This window comes from Pseudomonas sp. AC463 (genome assembly GCF_979253585.1).
Window position 1 is genome coordinate 22,854 of sequence record NZ_CEEDDZ010000003.1, and the last position, 17,225, is coordinate 40,078.

Here is a 17,225-nt window from a genome sequence, read left to right on the forward strand (position 1 = left end):
CTGGGGTTTCAAGATCCCGGCAATTTAGCCTTTTTTCTTGTAGGCCACGCAATCAATCTCGACCTTGCAGTCCACCATCATGTTGGCCTGCACACAGGCGCGCGCCGGGGCGTGTTCGGGGGTGAAGTATTCGCCGAAAACCTTGTTGAAACTCCAGAAGTCCCGAGGGTCTTCCAGCCACACGCCCACACGCACCACGTCTTTGAGCTCGTAGCCGGCTTCTTCGAGGATCGCCACCACGTTGCGCATGGTCTGGCGGGTTTGCTCGATGATGCCGCCGGTGATGATTTCACCGTCCACCGCCGGTACCTGGCCCGAGACGTAGAGCCAGCCGTCCGCTTCCACCGCACGAGCGAAAGGACGCGGCTGGCCACCGCCGGCAGTGCTGCCGGCACCGTAACGAGTAATGCTCATAAAAATATGCTCCTGATTAAAAACGAATGTTCTTGAGAAATTCCGCCAGGCGCGGCGATTGCGGGCGTTCGAAGATGTCCTTCGAGGTGCCCTGCTCTTCGATGCGCCCCTGGTTCATGAAAACGATTTTGTCCGAGACTTCATAGGCAAAACGCATTTCGTGGGTGACCAGCAACATGGTCATGCCCTCCTCCGCCAGACCCTTGATCACGCTGAGTACTTCGCCGACCAACTCCGGGTCGAGGGCCGAGGTCACTTCGTCGAACAGCATCAGGCTGGGGTTCATCGCAATCGCCCGGGCAATCGCCACACGCTGTTGCTGGCCGCCGGATAACTGGCCGGGGAAGTGGTTGCGGCGCTCCAGCAGGCCGACGCGGTCCAGCCATTTTTCGGCGAGGGCCACGGCTTCGTCCTTGCCCATCTTCTTGACCTTGAGCAGGCCGAGGGTCACGTTTTGCAGCGCAGTCAGATGCGGGAACAGGTTGAATTGCTGGAACGCCATGCCGGTCATGGCGCGGTGCTGGGCAATCACGCGCTCGGGATGACGCACACGCTTGCCGGCGATTTCGCTGTAGCCGATGGACTCGCCGTCCAGAGTGATCTGCCCGCCCTGGAACTCTTCCAGCAGGTTGACGCAGCGCAGCAGCGTGGTCTTGCCCGAGCCGCTGGAGCCGATCAACGTAACCACGTTGCCACGCTGCATGGACAGGTCGACGCCCTTGAGCACTTCGACCTGGCCATACTGTTTACGCAGGCCGCGAATGTTCAGCAGCGGTTGGGTTGTTTGAGGTTGGTTCATGGCAAGGCCACCCGCTTTTCAATGTAGCGCCCGAATAATTCGATGGCGTAGTTGATGACAAAGAACAGAAACCCGGCGAACAGGTAGAACTCCAGGGTCATGAAGGTGCGCGCGATCACTTGCTGGGTGCTGAGCAGCAACTCGGCCACGCCGATCACCGACAGCAAGGTCGAGGCCTTGACGATTTCCGTGGAGGAGTTGACCCAGGTCGGCAAAATCTGCCGCAGCGCCTGGGGCAACAGCACGTAGCCCAGGGACTGGTAGAACGTCAGGCCAATCGCCTTGCCCGCTTCCAGTTGCCCACGGGGAATGGCTTGCAGCGCGCCGCGCACGATTTCCGAGACGTGGGAGCCGCAGAACAGCGTGAGCCCGACCGCACCGGCCTGGAACGCGGTGATCTGCCAACCGAGCGCCGGCAGCATGTAGAAACACGCCAGCACCAGCACAAACACCGGCGTGCCACGGATCAAATCGACATACAGGCGAAACGGCGCGCGCATCCAGAATTTGCCGTAGGTGAGGATCAACCCGGCGACGATGCCGATCAGGGTGCCAAAGATAATCGCCAGCGCCGACACATACACGCTGGCCTGGAAACCCGCCCAGAGGGTGTCCCGGGCGATCCACAACTCATGCAGCCAGCTTGGGGATTCGTACATGGAAACCTTCCTTAACGACGGATCGCCAGACGCTGTTCCAGGTAACGGAGCAGCATGGCAATGAGGTAACAGGCGGCCACATAGAGCGCGGTCGTGACCAGCCAGGTTTCAATCACCCGGTAGCTTTCGACGTTGATCTTGCGGGCGTAATAGGTCAGCTCCGGCACTGCAATCGCAGCGGCCAGCGAGGTGTCCTTGAACAGCGAGATAAAGTTGTTCGACAGCGCGGGCAGCACGTTGCGCAGCATCACCGGCACGGTGATGTACGCGCGGATGCGCCACTCGCCCAAACCGATGGCCAACCCGGCTTCACGCAGCCCCTTGGGAATATTCAGCAGCCCGGCGCGGAACACTTCGGTCATGTAGGCACCGGCGTACAGCGACAAGGTGATGATGAACGAGGGGATCTTGTCCAGGCGGATGCCCAGGCTCGGCAAGGCGAAGTAGATCAACAGGATCAACACGAGGATCGGCGTGTTGCGCACCACCGTCACGTACACCGAGGCGAAGATGCGCAGCGCGCGATGCTTGGACAGCATGGCAAACGCCATCAACATGCCGATGACGCAACCGATGGCGATCGAAATCAACGCCAGCGTCAGGCCCAGACCGAGCCCCGCCAGCAAGGTGTCGAAATCGCGCCACACGGCGGCAAAGTTCAACTGATAGTTCATGGTCAACAGTACCTGAAACGGGCGCCGTCAGCGGCGCCCCGGCTTTTACGAATTACTTGAACTCAACCGGAAAGCCGATCGCAGGTTCCGGCAGGTCCACACCGAACCATTGCTTGAACGAGGCCTTGTAGGTGGGGAACTCCACACCGGTCATGGCTTCATGCAGCGCGGTGTTGACGAAGTTCAGCCAGTCCTGGTCGCCACGCTTGACGGCGCACGCGTAGGTTTGCGGGCTCCAGGCGTAGGCCGGGCTGCGGTAGCGGCCCGGGTTCTGCACCATCAGGTATTTGACCGAGGACTGGTCGGTGGCGGCGGCATCGGCGCGGCCGGAGTTCACGGCCTGGTACATCAGGTCGACGCTGTCGTACTGGTCGACCTTGGCCTTGGGCAGCGCCTGGTGCACCAGCTCCTCGGCGTACACGTTTTGCAGCACGGCCACGGTCACGCTGTCGCCTGCGGCTTGCAGGTCTTCGATCTCTTTGTACTTGCTGTTGTTCGGCAGCAGCAGGCCCACGCCTTCGCGGTAGTACGGCAGGGTAAAGGCAACCTGCTGCGCACGGCTGGCGGTGACGGTGATGAACTGGCAACTCATGTCGACCTTGTCGGTCAGCAGGTTGGGAATCCGCGCGTCGGAAGACTGCACCACGAACTCGACCTTGCTCGGGTCGTTGAACAAACCCTTGGCCACAATGCGGCCGATGTCGATATCAAAACCCTGCAACTTGCCATCCGCTCCCTGGAAGTGCCACGGCGCATTGGTACTGCCTGTACCCACGATCAGGTGCCCACGCTTGAGCACATCATCGAGCTTGCTGTCCGCCGCGTGCACGACGCTTGCGAGGGAAGCCGATGCGGCGAAGAGAAAAACACACGCTTTGAATACGGAAGGTCGGTGATGCATGACAAGCACTCCAGGAGTTGTGTATTCCGCTATACCGGAACTTAGTATGTAACAACGGAATAGACAGCAGAAAGTGTGCCACACGCGGTAACGGAAAAATATGCTTTGAATAAATTCGTTTTAAATCAGACGGATAAAAATTTCGATGGGATAAGGCGTTGCGCCAGCACCGAGGATTACTCTGCTACCCAAGGCCCCACACGGGGGTGACAGCCCTGTTTGCATGCACCAACCCGGCGTTACCGCGCACCACGCCAGTGCCAGCTCACCACAAAAGCGTTTGGGGTTTGGCAGGATCGTGGGGCTGGGCTAGCCTTGGCACATTCTTGTCGACAAGGACCTGTCCTGATGAAATTTCGTCTTACCCTGGTTTTGCTTGGTCTGCTGGCAGCCGGCAGCGTCTCGGCCAGTAACGACCGCCGTGAATGCAAAGAAGAACTGCGAAAACTCAATGAAGCCTTGAGTACCAACTACACCAGTCAGAACCACCACGGCTATCGCCAGGCAAAAGCCTCGAGGGACAACCTGGAATACAAGAAATGCGCGGGGCAGGCGCGCAAGGCCCGCGAACGCGTGGAGCGTGATAAAAACGCGTGAGCGCGTCTACCTGTCAAGGTTGACAGTAGACGCTGAGGATCTGCCGATTTAGCGTACCCGAAAGTGCCATCGGGCCTACGCAAGGAGATCGTCATGGGTGTTGCCAACACGGTTATCAATGATAAGGACGAGTACAAGCAGATACTGAATCAACACCCGCTGGTATTCGCGCTGTTCGTTTCCGAGGACTGCCCTGCGTGCCTTGAGGCTGGCCCAAACTTCAAACGCATCGCGGATAAATACACTGGTCGGGCGAAAAGCATGGTCCTGGATACCGCCCAGACCCCGCGAATCGATGGCGTCACCGGCACGCCCACGCTGATGGTGTACAAAAATGCCCTTGAGGTCGAAAACCTCAAGGGCATTGGTTACCCGGACGAGCAGGAAGAAATCCTCGAAGACCTGTTTAAGCGCTATGCGCCATAGGCGCCAGCAGCACCTGAGTCACCCGCCGCTCCTCCACCACAGCCACCGTCAGGCGCCAGCCCTCATGTTCCAGGCTGTCGCCGACCACCGGCAAGCGGTCCAATAAGCTCATCACCAGGCCCGCCAGGGTCTGGTAGTCCTCGGTGGCCACCGCCTTGAAGCCGGTACGCTGGCGCACCAGGTTCAGGTTCAGTGCACCGTTGGCGCGAAAGCCCTCGCTCTCTTCGACGATATCCGGCCCTTCGATTTCGCTGGCATCGGGCAACTCACCGGCGATGGACTCAAGGATGTCGGTCATGCTCAACACGCCCATGAAGTCGCCAAACTCGTTGATCACGAAGGCGATGTGCGTCGACTCCTGGCGCATCTGCTCCAGGGCGTTGAGGATCGAAAAGCTCTCCAGCAGGTTGATCGCCCGGCGCGCCAGGTGTTCCAGGTTCGGCTCGTTACCGGCCAGGTATTCCTTGAGCAGTTCCTTTTTGTGCACAAAGCCTAATGGCTCATCAACAGCACCGTTGCGGATCAATGGTAGCCGCGAGTAAGACGAATGCATCAGTTTCAGGCGGATACTGTCGGGATCGTCCGCCAGATCTATGCAGTCAACCTTGGCCCGCGGCGTCATCAAGGTGCGGATCGGCCGTTCGGCCAGTTGCAGCACGCCACTGATCATCACCCGCTCACGCCGGTCGAACAGCGGGCCTTGGGCAGCGTCCGGCTCGCCCAGCAGGTCGGCCACTTCGTCATCCACTTCTTCCACCGCCAGGCTGCGACCGCCGAGCAAACGCATGACCGCGTGGGCGGTGCGCTCACGCACCGGCAGCACGCCCTGGGCCGACTTCTTGCGCCGAGCGCGGGCAATCTGGTTGAACACTTCGATCAGGATCGAGAAGCCAATCGCCGCATACAGGTAGCCCTTGGGAATATGGAAGCCCAGACCTTCGGCCGTCAGGGCGAAACCGATCATCATCAGGAAGCCCAGGCACAGCATGATCACCGTGGGGTGGGCGTTGACGAAGCGGGTCAAGGGTTTGCTCGCGACGATCATCAGGCCGATGGACACGATCACCGCAATCATCATCACCGCCAGCTCATCGACCATGCCCACGGCGGTAATCACCGCGTCGAGGGAGAACACCGCGTCGAGCACCACGATCTGCGCCACGATCGGCCAGAACATCGCGTACGCCACATTGCCGGAACGCTGAGCCACGTGGCCTTCCAGGCGTTCGTGCAGTTCCATGGTGGCCTTGAACAACAGGAACACGCCACCAAACAGCATGATCAGGTCACGGCCGGAGAAGCTGTTGTCGAACACCTCGAACAGCGGCTGGGTGAGGGTCACCAACCACGAAATACTCGCCAGCAAGCCCAGGCGCATCAGCAACGCCAGGGACAAACCGATCAACCGCGCACGGTCGCGCTGCTCCGGCGGCAACTTGTCCGCCAGGATCGCGATAAACACAAGGTTGTCGATGCCCAGCACCAGTTCCAGCACAATCAAGGTCAACAGGCCGAGCCAGGCCGTTGGATCCGCTAACCATTCCATTTATTGAGTCTCTGTATAGATTTCAGAACGCCGGACACGGCAAAGCGCGGTCAGTGGACCGGGACAAGGTTAGTAGACGGAATACGGGATGTTTCAGCGGCGACAAAGAATGTCTTGGGGAAAGACGACTGGGAGGCTCCGAGAGGGTGTTCATGCAAGTCCTGCAGTGAGAAAAGGACTTGAATCGTACAACCGAAACACAAATTTCCTACAACGCAAAACTATTACAAAACCTGTCCTCTTAACCAAAATACAAACAATGTGGGAGGGGGCTTGCCCCCTCCCACATGTTGATTATCTACATGCTCGGAACCAAATTACCAAAACCGCTGCTGCGTCAACCGGCTCCACCAGGTCAACAACACCCGGTCCACCGAACCACTGGCCGCCAAACCCACCCGCTCCTGCAGGCTTTTGCGCTCGGCATAGTGCAAGTGGAACACTTCGGCAGTCTTGGCCTTGGTGGCCAGGTATTCATCACTGGTTTGCAACTCATCCACCAGCTGCTTATCCAGCGCGGCAACACCCAGCCACACTTCCCCGGTCGCGACATCATCGATCGCCAACTGCGGGCGATAACGCGAGACAAAGTTCTTGAACAGCTGATGGGTGATATCCAGGTCTTCCTGGAACTTCTCGCGGCCCTTCTCGGTGTTTTCGCCAAACACCGTGAGGGTGCGCTTGTACTCACCGGCGGTCAGCACTTCAAAGTCGATATCGTGTTTTTTCAGCAGGCGGTTGACGTTAGGCAACTGCGCGACCACACCGATGGAGCCGAGGATGGCGAAGGGTGCGCTGATGATCTTCTCGCCAATGCACGCCATCATGTAGCCGCCGCTGGCCGCGACCTTGTCGATGCACACGGTCAACGGCACGCCCGCCTGGCGGATACGCGCCAGTTGCGACGACGCCAGGCCATAGCTGTGGACCATGCCACCGCCGCTTTCCAGACGCAGCACCACTTCATCTTTCGGCGTGGCCAGGCTCAGCAAGGCGGTGATTTCGTGGCGCAGGCTCTCGGTGGCCGAGGCCTTGATGTCGCCGTCGAAATCCAGCACGAACACCCGTGGCTTGGCCTCGGGCTTGGTTTTGCCTTTCTTCTTTTCGGTCTTGCTTTCGGATTTGCGCAGGGCTTTGAGCTGGTCCTTGTCGAGCAGGCTCGATTCAAGGCGCTCACGCAGGCCTTTGTAAAAGTCATTGAGCTTGCTGACCTGCAGCTGCCCGGCGTTTTTGCGGCGGCCTTTACTGCGCAGTGCCGCAAAGCTGATCAGTACCACCAGAATAGCGACCACCAGAGTGACGGTCTTCGCCAGAAAGCTCGCGTATTCGGCCAGAAAATCCATGTTGCTCCTTACAAGTGCAGTGCGCCAGGCGCGGATTGGCCCAGCATACCGACGGCACTGCCTTGGGGCCAGTGCTCAAACCGCCAGCAGGCGGGCTCTAACGCGCTTTTAAAACAAGCGTATGTTTTTTCATTGACAGCTCCCTGGCATCCTCATAACCTCGCCAGACTTTCAACGTACCGGGAAAACGGACGTGGGCAGCATTTATCTGATTCGACATGGCCAGGCCTCCTTCGGTGCAGACGACTATGACGTCCTGTCGCCCGTCGGCGTGGAACAGGCGCAAGTGCTCGGCCGCCACCTGGCGGACCTGGGCCTGGTGTTTGACCGCTGCCTGTCGGGTGACCTGCGGCGCCAACAGCACACGGCCACCGCTGCGTTCGATCAATACCGTGCCCTCGGTTTGCCGGCTCCCGCACTGGAAATCGACACCGCGTTCAACGAGTTCGACGGCGAAGCGATCATTCGCGCGCTGCTCCCCGACCTGCTCACCACCGAGCCCCATGCCCTGGATATTTTGCGCAACGCTGCGCAGAACCGCGCCGAGTTCCAGCGCATCTTCGCGCTGATCATCGAGCGCTGGCTGGCCGGCACCTATGACCCGCCGGGGCTGGAAAGCTGGCTGGGGTTTGTGGAGCGCGTCCAGGGTGGCCTGCAACGTATTCTTGAAGCGGCGGACAACACGCAGAAGATTGCGGTGTTCACCTCCGGCGGCACCATCACCGCCCTGCTCCACCTGATAACCCGAATGCCCGCTGCCCAGGCCTTCGAACTGAACTGGCAAATTGTTAACACCTCGCTCAACCAGCTGAAATTCCGCGGTCGCGAGGTGGCACTGGCTTCCTTCAACAGCCATACCCACTTGCAACTGTTGAAGGCGCCGCAGCTCATCACGTTCCGATGAACTGCGGCCAACCGTGACCCCAAGGTCACTGGACTCTACCCAAAAGGATCGAAACCATGACTGACGTAGCCAAAGCTGTAGAAGCAATGAAAGCCAAATTCAACCCAGCCGCTGCCGCCGGCCTGGACCTGGTGTTCGGTTTCCGCGTCGACGACGACCAGAACTTCTCGCTGATCGTCAAGGACAGCACCTGCGAACTGCAAGAAGGCGTAAACCCTGACGCCCAAGTGACCCTGGTCACAGACGGCGAAACCATGGAAGGCATCGTCAGCGGCGAAACCGACGGCATGCAAGCCTTCATGAGCGGCAAACTGCGCACCGAAGGCGACATGATGCTGGCCATGAAGCTGAGCGAGCTGTTCCCAGGCTGATTCTCGGGCAACCTGCAATCCCTGTGGGAGGGGGCTTGCCCCCTCCCATATTAGTTTTTGGGTTGCAGCAACAACGCCACCAACGCACTCCACCCCGTCTGGTGCGACGCGCCCAAGCCCCTGCCGGTTTCCCCATGAAAATATTCATGGAACAACACCAGGTCTCGGCTCAGCGGATCCGCCTCCAGCTGCGCATACCCCGCCATCGACGGTCGCAGGCCGTTTTCATCCCTCAGGAACAGTCGCGTCAGCCGTTGACTCAGGCTGTCAGCCACGTCCTCCAGGGACGCCAGATACCCACTGCCCGTGGGGTACTCCACCGAAAAGTTATCCGCGTAGTAGCGGTGAAATTCACGCAGCGATTCAATCAGCATGTAGTTCACCGGCATCCACAGCGGCCCGCGCCAGTTGGAGTTGCCGCCGTACAAGCGCGAGTCGGATTCACCGGGCTGGTAACGCGCGCACAGCGTGTCGCCGTTCATCTTCAACGCCAGCGGCTGTTCGGCGAAAGCCTTGGACAGAGAGCGCACGCCGAACGTCGACAGAAACTCATCCTCATCGAGCATGCGCCGCAGCAAGTCCTTGGTGCGCTCGCCACGCAGTAATGCCAGCAGCAGGCGATTGCCCTGCCCCGGTTCGTTCCAGCGCGAGACCAGCTTGGCCAGGTCCGGCCGGTGGTGCATAAAGCCCAACAAGCGTTCACGCAGGCCTTCCAGGCCTTCATGCTCACGTTGCTCCAGCACCAGCACGGCAAACAACGGCATCAGGCCGACGATGGAACGCAGGCGGACCGGTTCGTTGTGGCCGTCGGGGCGGTGCAGCACGTCGTAGAAAAACAGGTCCTGCTCGTCCCACAGGCCTTCGGCGCTGTCGTCGACGCGGTTGATGGCGCCGGCGATATACAGGAAGTGCTCAAAGAACTTCACTGCGATATCCACGTAAACCACGTTGCGCTTGGCCAATTCCAGGCCGATACGCATCAAGTCCAGCGCATAGGCCGCGACCCACGCGGTGCCGTCGGCCTGGTCCAGTTGGTAACCCGGCGGCAGCGTGGCCGAGCGGTCGAACAAGGCAATGTTGTCCAGGCCCAGGAAACCGCCCTGGAACAGGTTGCGTCCCTCGGCGTCCTTGCGGTTGACCCACCAGGAAAAATTCAGCAGCAGCTTGTGGAAGATTCGCTCGAGAAAATCCAGATCGCCTACACCGGTGAGCGCCTTGTCCTGCTGATACACCCGCCAACTGGCCCAGGCATGCACCGGTGGGTTGGCATCGTCGAAGCGCCATTCGTAGGCAGGCAGTTGGCCATTGGGGTGCATGAAACGGTCCTTCACCAGCAGCAATAACTGTTGCTTGGCATACCCCGGGTCGATCAGCGCAATGGCCACCGCCTGGAAGCCCTGGTCCCAGGAGGCGTACCACGGGTATTCCCAGGTGTCGGGCATGGACAGGATGTCGAAGTTAGACAGATGCCGCCAATGGGTATTGCGGATGTGCAGGCGCTCGGGCGGCGGCGCGGGCTGGGCAGGGTCACCGTCGAGCCATTGGTTTACATCAAAATAGTAGAGCTGCTTGGACCACAGCAAACCCGCCAATGCCTGGCGCTGTACGTTGCGTGCATCGTCGTCGGTGATGCCGTGTTGCAAGGCGGCGTAGAAATCATCGGTCTCCTGGCGACGTTGCTCGAACAGCTTGCGCGCATTGACTTCGGGCGCATCCGTTGGCGCAAAGCGCAGGTACAGGGTGCGGCTTTCCAGGCCCGCCAGTTCAAGGATGAAACGCGCGGCGACCTTGGTACCCGCATCGCGGCGAATCGCCCCTTGAACACCGCCCACCACATAATCGTTGATCCCATCCTTGAACGGCCCCGGCGCCGGCTGCCCGTCCAGCCTGGGGAAGTTGGTTTCGTTCTCACAGAACAGCCATTCGACACCATCCTGGCCCCAGGCGCTGAGATAACAATCGCCCAGCTCATGATGACGGGCCAGCACGCGGTCACCCTCCAGCGCCAACCTGGGCTTGGGCGCATCGAGGGTCCAGCTCCAGTCATTGCGCGCCCACAGCTGCGGCAATACCTGCAAGCGCGTCGGTTGGTCCGAGCGGTTGTGCACGGTCACGCGCATGAAGATATCGTCGGGCTGGTGCTTGGCGTACTCGACGCTGACGTCGCAATAGCGGTGGTCTTCGAACACGCCGGTATCGAGGATTTCGTACTCGGCGTCGCGCAACCCGCGTCGCGCATTTTCGGCGATCAGGTCAGCGTAGGGGAAAGCGGCATGGGGGTATTTGTAGAGCATGCGCATGTAGGCATGGCTCGGTACACCGTCGAGGAAAAAGTACAGCTCCTTGACGTCTTCACCGTGGTTGCCCTCGGCGTTATTCAGGCCGAACAGGCGCTCCTTGAGGATCGCGTCATGTTCGTTCCACAGGGCCAGGCCCAGGCACCAGCGTTGGGCCTTGTCACTGAAACCGGCCAGTCCATCCTCACCCCAGCGATAGGCGCGGCTGCGTGCATGTTCATGGGGGAAGTAAGCCCAGGCGTCGCCATCGGCGCTGTAGTCTTCGCGCACCGTGCCCCATTGGCGTTCGCTCAAATACGGGCCCCACTCGCGCCAGCGCTCGGCCTCTTGAGTGGCCAGGCGTTGACCTTCAATCGTTGCAAGTAACCGGGCCGTCATTGAGTCTTCCATCGCCTGTCAGGTGACTGGCAGTGTAGAACCCAATGACGCCCCGTTGCACATGAAGACTTAGAAGATCGCGTAGGTGTAGTTGAAGATCAGGCGAGTCTGGTCCTGGTCCGCCGTGCCGGTGTTTTTACCGTGGTAGGTGCCGGTACGCAAGGTAGTACCGAAACCCTTCAGAGGACCGGCCTGCACCACGTAGTCCAGACGGAAGTCAGCCTCGTTTTCTTTCTGGTCAGGGCCACCGGCCACTTTCGCCTTGATATCCGAGCCGTCCAGATAGGCCACGGACGCCTTCAGGCCAGGCACATAGGCCTTGAAGTCATAGGTGTATTGGCCAAAGTTGACCTGCTCGCCCGCACGCGAGAACTGGCCGACCACAGCGTCGGTGAACAGGTAGAAGTCGCTGCCGCCGGCGCCTTGTGCGTGCGGGTCGGCAATGCTGCCCTGGTTGACCCACACGAAGCCGCCATCATCGCCCACGCCAATATGGCCGAGCATCAGGCTGCTGCCGCCCAGCTGGTAGGTAAAGGCCGCACTGTAGGTTTTGTTGTCCACTTCGTTGGCATGCTTGGCATAGCCACCGTTGTTATTGAACTGGTAACCGGACTCGCCATTCTTGCCGTCGCTGCTGCTGTCGAAATAGCGCAGGTCGGTCTTGAACGACTGGTCATTGCCCAGCGGCAACACGTGGACCAGGCCAAAGTAGTTCTGTTTGTAGAAGTCTTGCAGTTGGGCGTAGTAGTACTGCAGCGTCAGGTTTTTCGCGATGACGTTGTCGGAAGAACCAAACGGTTTGTAGTCCACGCCACCGAACTTGAAGCTGTCGCTGTCACGTTGGCCACCGGCCACGCTCAAGCCTGTGGAGTTGCTGGAGGCACGGCCTTCGGCGCGGTTCAACTCACCGCCGGTGAAGGTCACGTTGGGAATGTCATTGGAGGTCAGGATGCCGCCGTCAAAGGTCTGCGGAGCTACACGGCTGTCGTTGGACACCAGGATCGGCAGCACCGGCGCCAGGCCGCCACCGACGTGCAACTCGGTCTGAGAAATCCGGAACTTCACGTTGCCCGCTGCACGGCCGAAGGAGTCGGCAGGTTCAGTGCCGTTGTTCTTGGTCGGGAAGAAGCTGTTGCCGTTACCCGACAGGCCTGGGCCCGCCGTGTGACCATCGCCACCGTCCAGGCGCAGGGCACCGAAGGCCATCACGTCGAAGCCGACGCCGAGGGTGCCTTGGGTGTAGCCGGATTTGTAATCGAAGCGCAGCGCTGTCGCGGCTTCACGCAGATCGTTGTTGGTCCCCGAGCGGTTGTCCGCGCTGTAGTACATGGTCCGCGAGCTCACAGCCGCATGGCTGTCTTCGAGGAACCCGCTGTGACCGTTGCCCGTGCCCAGAGAGCCGAGCCCGAAATCATCAGCGTAAACCTGTTGTGCAAGAACGGCGGCGGCGATTGACAGCGCCAGTGTAGAAATTTTCATTAACGACGGCCCCTAAACATATTTTTATGTGTGCGATGTGCGAAACGACGTTTTCATCCTTGCAAACGTGACGATTCTTTCATGGCGGGTGGGGCCGACTCCGTGAAGAATTAGTTAGTAAAACCGGGCAAAAATGAAACTTGCGACTGGCTGATTTTTGTCACACTCACGTCATCCCATTCATTTGCAGAATGAAGTCCAGAGGAATCTTCGTTTGCAAGCGCCCCTGGCGCCCAACAGAATCCGGAAAAAGGCCAACTTCATCGCCATAGCCATCAGGAATTTTTCTATGCATACCACCGCACATGTCAGCCCCGATGAGATCCGCAAGGGCTTCTCCAAGGCCATGTCCGCTATGTACCGAGATGAAGTTCCCTTGTATGGCGCACTGATGGAGCTGGTCGCCGAGACCAATGCCCACGTGCTCGACACCCAACCGGGTGTGGCGCAACAGCTGCGGCGCACCGGCGAGATCCAGCGTTTGGACCTGGAACGCCACGGCGCCATCCGCCTGGGTACCGCCGAGGAACTGGCGACCATCAGCCGCCTGTTTGCCGTGATGGGCATGCACCCGGTGGGTTACTACGACCTGACCCCGGCCGGCGTGCCGGTGCACTCCACGGCGTTTCGCGCGGTGCATGAACGCGCGCTGCAAACCAGCCCGTTTCGGGTGTTCACCTCGTTGCTGCGCCTGGAACTGATCGAAAACCCCGAACTGCGCGACTTTGCCGAAACCGCCCTGGCCAAGCGCAGGATCTTCACTGCCGGCGCCCTCGCACTGATCGAACAAGCGGAAAAGGACGGCGGCCTCAACCCGCCGGACGCCGAAGAGTTTATCCGCCAGGCCCTGGAAACCTTTCGCTGGCATCACACCGCCACCGTCACTGGCGCGCAGTACCAGCAACTCAGCGACCAGCACCGCCTGATTGCCGATGTGGTGGCTTTCAAGGGCCCACATATCAACCACCTGACCCCGCGCACCCTGGACATCGACCAGGTGCAAGCCGCCATGCCCGGCAAAGGCATCACCCCCAAGGCCGTGATCGAAGGCCCGCCCCGGCGCAACTGCCCGATCCTGTTGCGCCAGACCAGCTTCAAGGCCCTGGACGAGCCCATCGCCTTCACCGACGCCAAAGGCAGCCACAGCGCGCGTTTCGGCGAAATCGAACAGCGCGGCGTCGCCCTCACCCCCAAGGGCCGTGCCCTCTATGACCAATTGCTGAACGCCGCCCGCGATGACTTGGGCGCGTTCCCCAATGAAGGCAATGCCGCGCGCTATACGCAACTGATGGAGCAACACTTCCAGGCCTTCCCCGACGACCAGGCACAGATGCGTGAACAGCAACTGGCCTACTTTCGCTACTTCGCCACCGAACAAGGGTTGGCGGCGCGCGGCCAGGCCGATCAACCACATTCCCTGGACGCATTGATCGCCGCCGGCCACGTGGATGTGGAACCGTTGGTGTATGAGGATTTTCTGCCGGTGAGCGCGGCGGGGATCTTTCAATCCAACCTGGGGGATACAGCGCAGAGCCACTACGCAGGCAATTCCAATCAGGCGCAGTTCGAGCAGGCGCTGGGGCGCGAGACCCTGGATGAGTTGAGGCTGTATGGCGAGACGCAGCAGCGTTCGATCGATGAGTGCATTCAAACACTGCGGGGGTAAATGAGGGTGCCCACCCGGCTCAGCAGCGCAATCCTTGCGCCGTAAAAGCCCCAAGAGCCGGGTGGGCGGGCGGCATCATAGGCAGTGAAATGCGCCCTGTCTCTCAGATAAATCTGAATAAATATTACGACGTTTCGTAGGACGGCCCCTTTAGCCTAATCGCCCCACAATCTCGTCTTTGACCAACAAGCGTTTCTTCTTCAGCTTCTCCACATCCTCATCGCTGGCACTCGCCGATTCCGCCTTCAGCACCTCGGCGTCGGCAGCGTCGTATTGAGTGAGCAGCGAGTCCAGGCGTTTGTCGCTTGCCCTGCGTTCGTGAACGACTTCCTTGCTCAACCCCAAGTCCTGATACAGGTCGTGTTTCACTGGCATGGCGTACCTCCGCAAGTTGATCAATGGCTTACGCCCTTGAAACTAGACCATTGCGAGGGGTCTTGTCATGTCCGTGATCAAACCATCCCCGTTCGTCGCGGCGCGGCCGATGGGATCAAACCTTTGCCGCCCCCTGCCCTCCACTGTAGATCGTCACTCACGGGGGACCGGTTTCATGACTCACGCTGCCACTGCTGTCGACACTCAATGCATCAACACTATTCGCACCCTGGCCATGGACGCCGTGCAGAAGGCCAACTCCGGCCACCCGGGCACGCCCATGGGGCTGGCGCCGGTGGGGTATGCGCTGTGGAGCCGCTTCCTGCGCTACCACCCGCAGCAGCCCGACTGGCCCAACCGTGACCGTTTTGTGTTGTCGGTGGGGCATGCGTCGATGCTGTTGTATTCGCTGCTGCACCTGGCCGGCGTGGTCGAGATCGATGCTCATGGCCAACGCACCGGGCAGCCGGCGATCAGCCTGGACGACATCAAACAGTTCCGGCAGATGAGTTCCAAGACCCCGGGCCATCCCGAGTACCGCATGACCACCGGCGTGGAAACCACCACCGGCCCCCTCGGCCAGGGCTGCGCCAACAGCGTCGGCATGGCCATGGCCGAGCGCTGGCTGGGCAAGCGCTTCAACCGCGACGGCAAGGTGTTGTTCGACTACAACGTCTACACCCTGTGCGGCGACGGCGACATGATGGAAGGCATCAGCAGCGAAGCGGCGTCGATGGCCGGCCACTTGCAGCTGGATAACCTGTGCTGGATCTACGACAACAACACCATCAGCATCGAGGGCCACACTGAGCTTGCGTTCAGCGAAGACGTGATCAAGCGCTTCCAGGCCTACGGCTGGCACACCGTGCACGTCACCGACGCCAATGATTTACAAGCGCTGAGCGCCGCCCTGGAAACCTTCCAGGCGAACACCGGCGCGCCAACCCTGATCGTGGTCGACAGCGTGATCGGCTACGGCTCGCCACACAAACACAACACCGCCGCCGCCCACGGCGAACCCCTGGGTGACGAAGAAATTCGCCTGACCAAAGCCGCGTACGGCTGGCCCCAGGACTCCAGCTTCCTGGTGCCCGATGACGCCCGCACGGTCCTGCGCGACGCACTCCTGGCGCGCAGCCAGCCGTTGTACGAAGAATGGAACCAGCACCTGTCGCAGCTCGAACAATACGAGCCAGAGCTGGCCGATGAACTACGCCGCATGCGCGCCGGGGAAATGCCCGAGCATTGGCAGGACGACTTGCCCACCTTCGACACCGACGCCAAAGGCGTGGCCAGCCGTGCCGCCGGCGGTGAAGTGCTGAACGCCTTCGCCCAGCAGATCCCCTGGCTGCTCGGTGGCTCGGCGGATTTGTCGCCGTCCACCAAGACCAACCTCACCTTCGACGGTGCCGGGCGTTTCAGCGCCGACGACTACAGCGGGCGCAACCTGCACTTCGGCATCCGTGAACACGCCATGGGCGCGATTGCCAACGGCATGGCGCTGTCCTACCTGCGGCCGTACACCTCGACGTTCCTGGTGTTCAGCGACTACATGAAACCGCCGATCCGCCTGGCGGCAATCATGGAGTTGCCGGTGGTGTTCGTGTTTACCCATGACTCGATCGGCGTGGGCGAAGACGGCCCGACCCACCAGCCCATCGAGCACCTGACCCAACTGCGCGCCACCCCCGGGCTGCTGACCCTGCGCCCCGGTGATGCGAATGAAACCCTGGAACTGTGGAAGGTTGCCCTGGCGCAAACCCATCGGCCGAGCTGCGTGGTGCTGTCGCGCCAGCCGTTGCCGACGCTGGACCGTACCCAGTACGCCGCCGCATCGGGTGCAGCCAAGGGCGCCTATGTACTGGCGCGGGCGGATAAGCCTGAGGTGATCCTGATTGGGACAGGCAGCGAGGTCAGCCTGGCCGTGGCCGCCTATGAGCAGCTCAAAGCCGAAGGAATTGCCGCCCAGGTCGTCTCCATGCCCAGCTGGGAACTGTTCGAAGACCAGGACCAGGCCTACCGCGACAGCGTATTGCCTCCGGCGGTGAAAGCCCGTGTGGTAGTCGAACAGGCCGGCCCCCTGGGCTGGGACCGCTACGTCGGGCAAACCGGCGCCAAAGTGGTGATGAACAGCTTTGGCGCCTCGGCGCCGCTGGCCAAGTTGCAAGAGAAGTTCGGGTTTACTGCGGAGCACGTGGTTAAGCAAGCCAAGCAACAGATCCAACTGACTAAAACACAGTAATAAATGTGGGACGGGGCTTGCCCCCGATGGCGGTGTATCAGTCCACTTATTCAGTGACTGACCCACTGCTATCGGGGGCAAGCCCCCTCCCACACTGGACCTCACCGTTATAGTATTTATTCGATTTTTTCCTCACGCGCTAACAATGCTGGGC

General features: G+C 60.4%; 16 protein-coding genes. 6 read left to right on the forward strand and 10 right to left on the reverse strand.

Annotated features, from left to right (window positions below):
- Nucleotides 1–24 precede the first annotated feature (24 nt).
- From AC0IYH_RS04110 to AC0IYH_RS04130, 5 genes are read right to left on the reverse strand one after another with little or no spacing between them, the layout of a single operon-like run.
- Nucleotides 25–414, reverse strand: coding sequence for a RidA family protein (locus AC0IYH_RS04110; RefSeq protein ID WP_010210958.1), 390 nt, complete (start codon nt 412–414; stop codon nt 25–27).
- Between the two features lie 16 nt (nt 415–430).
- Nucleotides 431–1,213, reverse strand: a complete 783-nt coding sequence (locus tag AC0IYH_RS04115) for an amino acid ABC transporter ATP-binding protein (protein ID WP_101271330.1) — start codon at nt 1,211–1,213, stop codon at nt 431–433.
- Complete coding sequence (locus tag AC0IYH_RS04120) at nt 1,210–1,872, reverse strand: amino acid ABC transporter permease (RefSeq protein ID WP_025857548.1); 663 nt, start codon at nt 1,870–1,872, stop codon at nt 1,210–1,212. Before AC0IYH_RS04120 ends, AC0IYH_RS04115 begins: the two co-directional genes overlap by 4 nt.
- A gap of 11 nt (nt 1,873–1,883) precedes the next feature.
- Nucleotides 1,884–2,546, reverse strand: coding sequence for an amino acid ABC transporter permease (locus tag AC0IYH_RS04125; protein WP_471833030.1), 663 nt, complete (start codon nt 2,544–2,546; stop codon nt 1,884–1,886).
- A gap of 52 nt (nt 2,547–2,598) precedes the next feature.
- Nucleotides 2,599–3,447 (reverse strand): transporter substrate-binding domain-containing protein, encoded by an 849-nt coding sequence (locus AC0IYH_RS04130; RefSeq protein ID WP_116628901.1) that lies wholly within the window; start codon nt 3,445–3,447, stop codon nt 2,599–2,601.
- Between the two features lie 348 nt (nt 3,448–3,795).
- On the opposite strand from AC0IYH_RS04130, the gene AC0IYH_RS04135 reads away from it, so the two are divergent.
- Together AC0IYH_RS04135 and AC0IYH_RS04140 are read left to right on the forward strand one after the other, a co-directional pair.
- The gene (locus tag AC0IYH_RS04135) at nt 3,796–4,044 is read left to right on the forward strand and encodes a hypothetical protein (protein WP_116628900.1); all 249 of its coding nucleotides are present in this window, start codon (nt 3,796–3,798) and stop codon (nt 4,042–4,044) included.
- Nucleotides 4,045–4,137: 93 nt separating this feature from the next.
- Nucleotides 4,138–4,470, forward strand: a complete 333-nt coding sequence (locus tag AC0IYH_RS04140) for a thioredoxin family protein (RefSeq protein WP_471833031.1) — start codon at nt 4,138–4,140, stop codon at nt 4,468–4,470.
- Here the strand turns inward: AC0IYH_RS04140 and AC0IYH_RS04145 are convergent.
- Together AC0IYH_RS04145 and sohB are read right to left on the reverse strand one after the other, a co-directional pair.
- A complete protein-coding gene (locus tag AC0IYH_RS04145) occupies nt 4,451–6,016 on the reverse strand; it encodes a TerC family protein (RefSeq protein ID WP_471833032.1) in 1,566 nt (521 codons plus the stop codon). The two genes, AC0IYH_RS04140 and AC0IYH_RS04145, sit on opposite strands and share 20 nt — an antisense overlap.
- Nucleotides 6,017–6,333: 317 nt before the next feature.
- A complete protein-coding gene (gene sohB, locus AC0IYH_RS04150) occupies nt 6,334–7,359 on the reverse strand; it encodes a protease SohB (protein ID WP_122771856.1) in 1,026 nt (341 codons plus the stop codon).
- Between the two features lie 193 nt (nt 7,360–7,552).
- Here sohB and AC0IYH_RS04155 point away from each other — a divergent pair, with 193 nt between their 5' ends.
- Together AC0IYH_RS04155 and AC0IYH_RS04160 are read left to right on the forward strand one after the other, a co-directional pair.
- Nucleotides 7,553–8,263, forward strand: a complete 711-nt coding sequence (locus AC0IYH_RS04155) for a histidine phosphatase family protein (protein WP_116628896.1) — start codon at nt 7,553–7,555, stop codon at nt 8,261–8,263.
- Between the two features lie 56 nt (nt 8,264–8,319).
- A complete protein-coding gene (locus AC0IYH_RS04160) occupies nt 8,320–8,634 on the forward strand; it encodes an SCP2 sterol-binding domain-containing protein (RefSeq protein WP_116628895.1) in 315 nt (104 codons plus the stop codon).
- Between the two features lie 50 nt (nt 8,635–8,684).
- On the opposite strand, the gene AC0IYH_RS04165 is transcribed toward AC0IYH_RS04160, so the two are convergent.
- Together AC0IYH_RS04165 and AC0IYH_RS04170 are read right to left on the reverse strand one after the other, a co-directional pair.
- Nucleotides 8,685–11,309 (reverse strand): MGH1-like glycoside hydrolase domain-containing protein, encoded by a 2,625-nt coding sequence (locus AC0IYH_RS04165; protein WP_471833033.1) that lies wholly within the window; start codon nt 11,307–11,309, stop codon nt 8,685–8,687.
- 69 nt (nt 11,310–11,378) lie between these two features.
- Nucleotides 11,379–12,788, reverse strand: coding sequence for an OprD family outer membrane porin (locus tag AC0IYH_RS04170; protein ID WP_471833034.1), 1,410 nt, complete (start codon nt 12,786–12,788; stop codon nt 11,379–11,381).
- A gap of 289 nt (nt 12,789–13,077) precedes the next feature.
- Between AC0IYH_RS04170 and hglS the strand changes: the two genes are divergently transcribed.
- The gene (hglS, locus tag AC0IYH_RS04175; RefSeq protein ID WP_471833035.1) at nt 13,078–14,454 is read left to right on the forward strand and encodes a 2-oxoadipate dioxygenase/decarboxylase HglS; all 1,377 of its coding nucleotides are present in this window, start codon (nt 13,078–13,080) and stop codon (nt 14,452–14,454) included.
- Nucleotides 14,455–14,604: 150 nt separating this feature from the next.
- On the opposite strand, the gene AC0IYH_RS04180 is transcribed toward hglS, so the two are convergent.
- Nucleotides 14,605–14,829 carry a DUF465 domain-containing protein gene (locus AC0IYH_RS04180; protein ID WP_116628891.1) on the reverse strand — a complete coding sequence of 75 codons (225 nt, stop codon included), beginning with the start codon at nt 14,827–14,829 and terminating at the stop codon, nt 14,605–14,607.
- A gap of 175 nt (nt 14,830–15,004) precedes the next feature.
- Here AC0IYH_RS04180 and tkt point away from each other — a divergent pair, with 175 nt between their 5' ends.
- Entirely contained in the window at nt 15,005–17,071 is a 2,067-nt protein-coding gene (gene tkt / locus AC0IYH_RS04185) for a transketolase (protein WP_471833036.1), read from the forward strand.
- Nucleotides 17,072–17,225: the final 154 nt, after the last annotated feature.

Excerpts from the sequence above, each read along its gene's own strand:
- AC0IYH_RS04110 (WP_010210958.1), bottom strand. The coding sequence starts at position 414 with ATGAGCATTACTCGTTACGGTGCCGGCAGCACTGCCGGCGGTGGCCAG.
- AC0IYH_RS04115 (WP_101271330.1), bottom strand. The coding sequence starts at position 1,213 with ATGAACCAACCTCAAACAACCCAACCGCTGCTGAACATTCGCGGCCTG.
- AC0IYH_RS04120 (WP_025857548.1), bottom strand. The coding sequence starts at position 1,872 with ATGTACGAATCCCCAAGCTGGCTGCATGAGTTGTGGATCGCCCGGGAC.
- AC0IYH_RS04125 (WP_471833030.1), bottom strand. The coding sequence starts at position 2,546 with ATGAACTATCAGTTGAACTTTGCCGCCGTGTGGCGCGATTTCGACACC.
- AC0IYH_RS04130 (WP_116628901.1), bottom strand. The coding sequence starts at position 3,447 with ATGCATCACCGACCTTCCGTATTCAAAGCGTGTGTTTTTCTCTTCGCC.
- AC0IYH_RS04135 (WP_116628900.1), top strand. The coding sequence starts at position 3,796 with ATGAAATTTCGTCTTACCCTGGTTTTGCTTGGTCTGCTGGCAGCCGGC.
- AC0IYH_RS04140 (WP_471833031.1), top strand. The coding sequence starts at position 4,138 with ATGGGTGTTGCCAACACGGTTATCAATGATAAGGACGAGTACAAGCAG.
- AC0IYH_RS04145 (WP_471833032.1), bottom strand. The coding sequence starts at position 6,016 with ATGGAATGGTTAGCGGATCCAACGGCCTGGCTCGGCCTGTTGACCTTG.
- sohB (WP_122771856.1), bottom strand. The coding sequence starts at position 7,359 with ATGGATTTTCTGGCCGAATACGCGAGCTTTCTGGCGAAGACCGTCACT.
- AC0IYH_RS04160 (WP_116628895.1), top strand. The coding sequence starts at position 8,320 with ATGACTGACGTAGCCAAAGCTGTAGAAGCAATGAAAGCCAAATTCAAC.
- AC0IYH_RS04165 (WP_471833033.1), bottom strand. The coding sequence starts at position 11,309 with ATGACGGCCCGGTTACTTGCAACGATTGAAGGTCAACGCCTGGCCACT.
- AC0IYH_RS04170 (WP_471833034.1), bottom strand. The coding sequence starts at position 12,788 with ATGAAAATTTCTACACTGGCGCTGTCAATCGCCGCCGCCGTTCTTGCA.
- hglS (WP_471833035.1), top strand. The coding sequence starts at position 13,078 with ATGCATACCACCGCACATGTCAGCCCCGATGAGATCCGCAAGGGCTTC.
- AC0IYH_RS04180 (WP_116628891.1), bottom strand. The coding sequence starts at position 14,829 with ATGCCAGTGAAACACGACCTGTATCAGGACTTGGGGTTGAGCAAGGAA.
- tkt (WP_471833036.1), top strand. The coding sequence starts at position 15,005 with ATGACTCACGCTGCCACTGCTGTCGACACTCAATGCATCAACACTATT.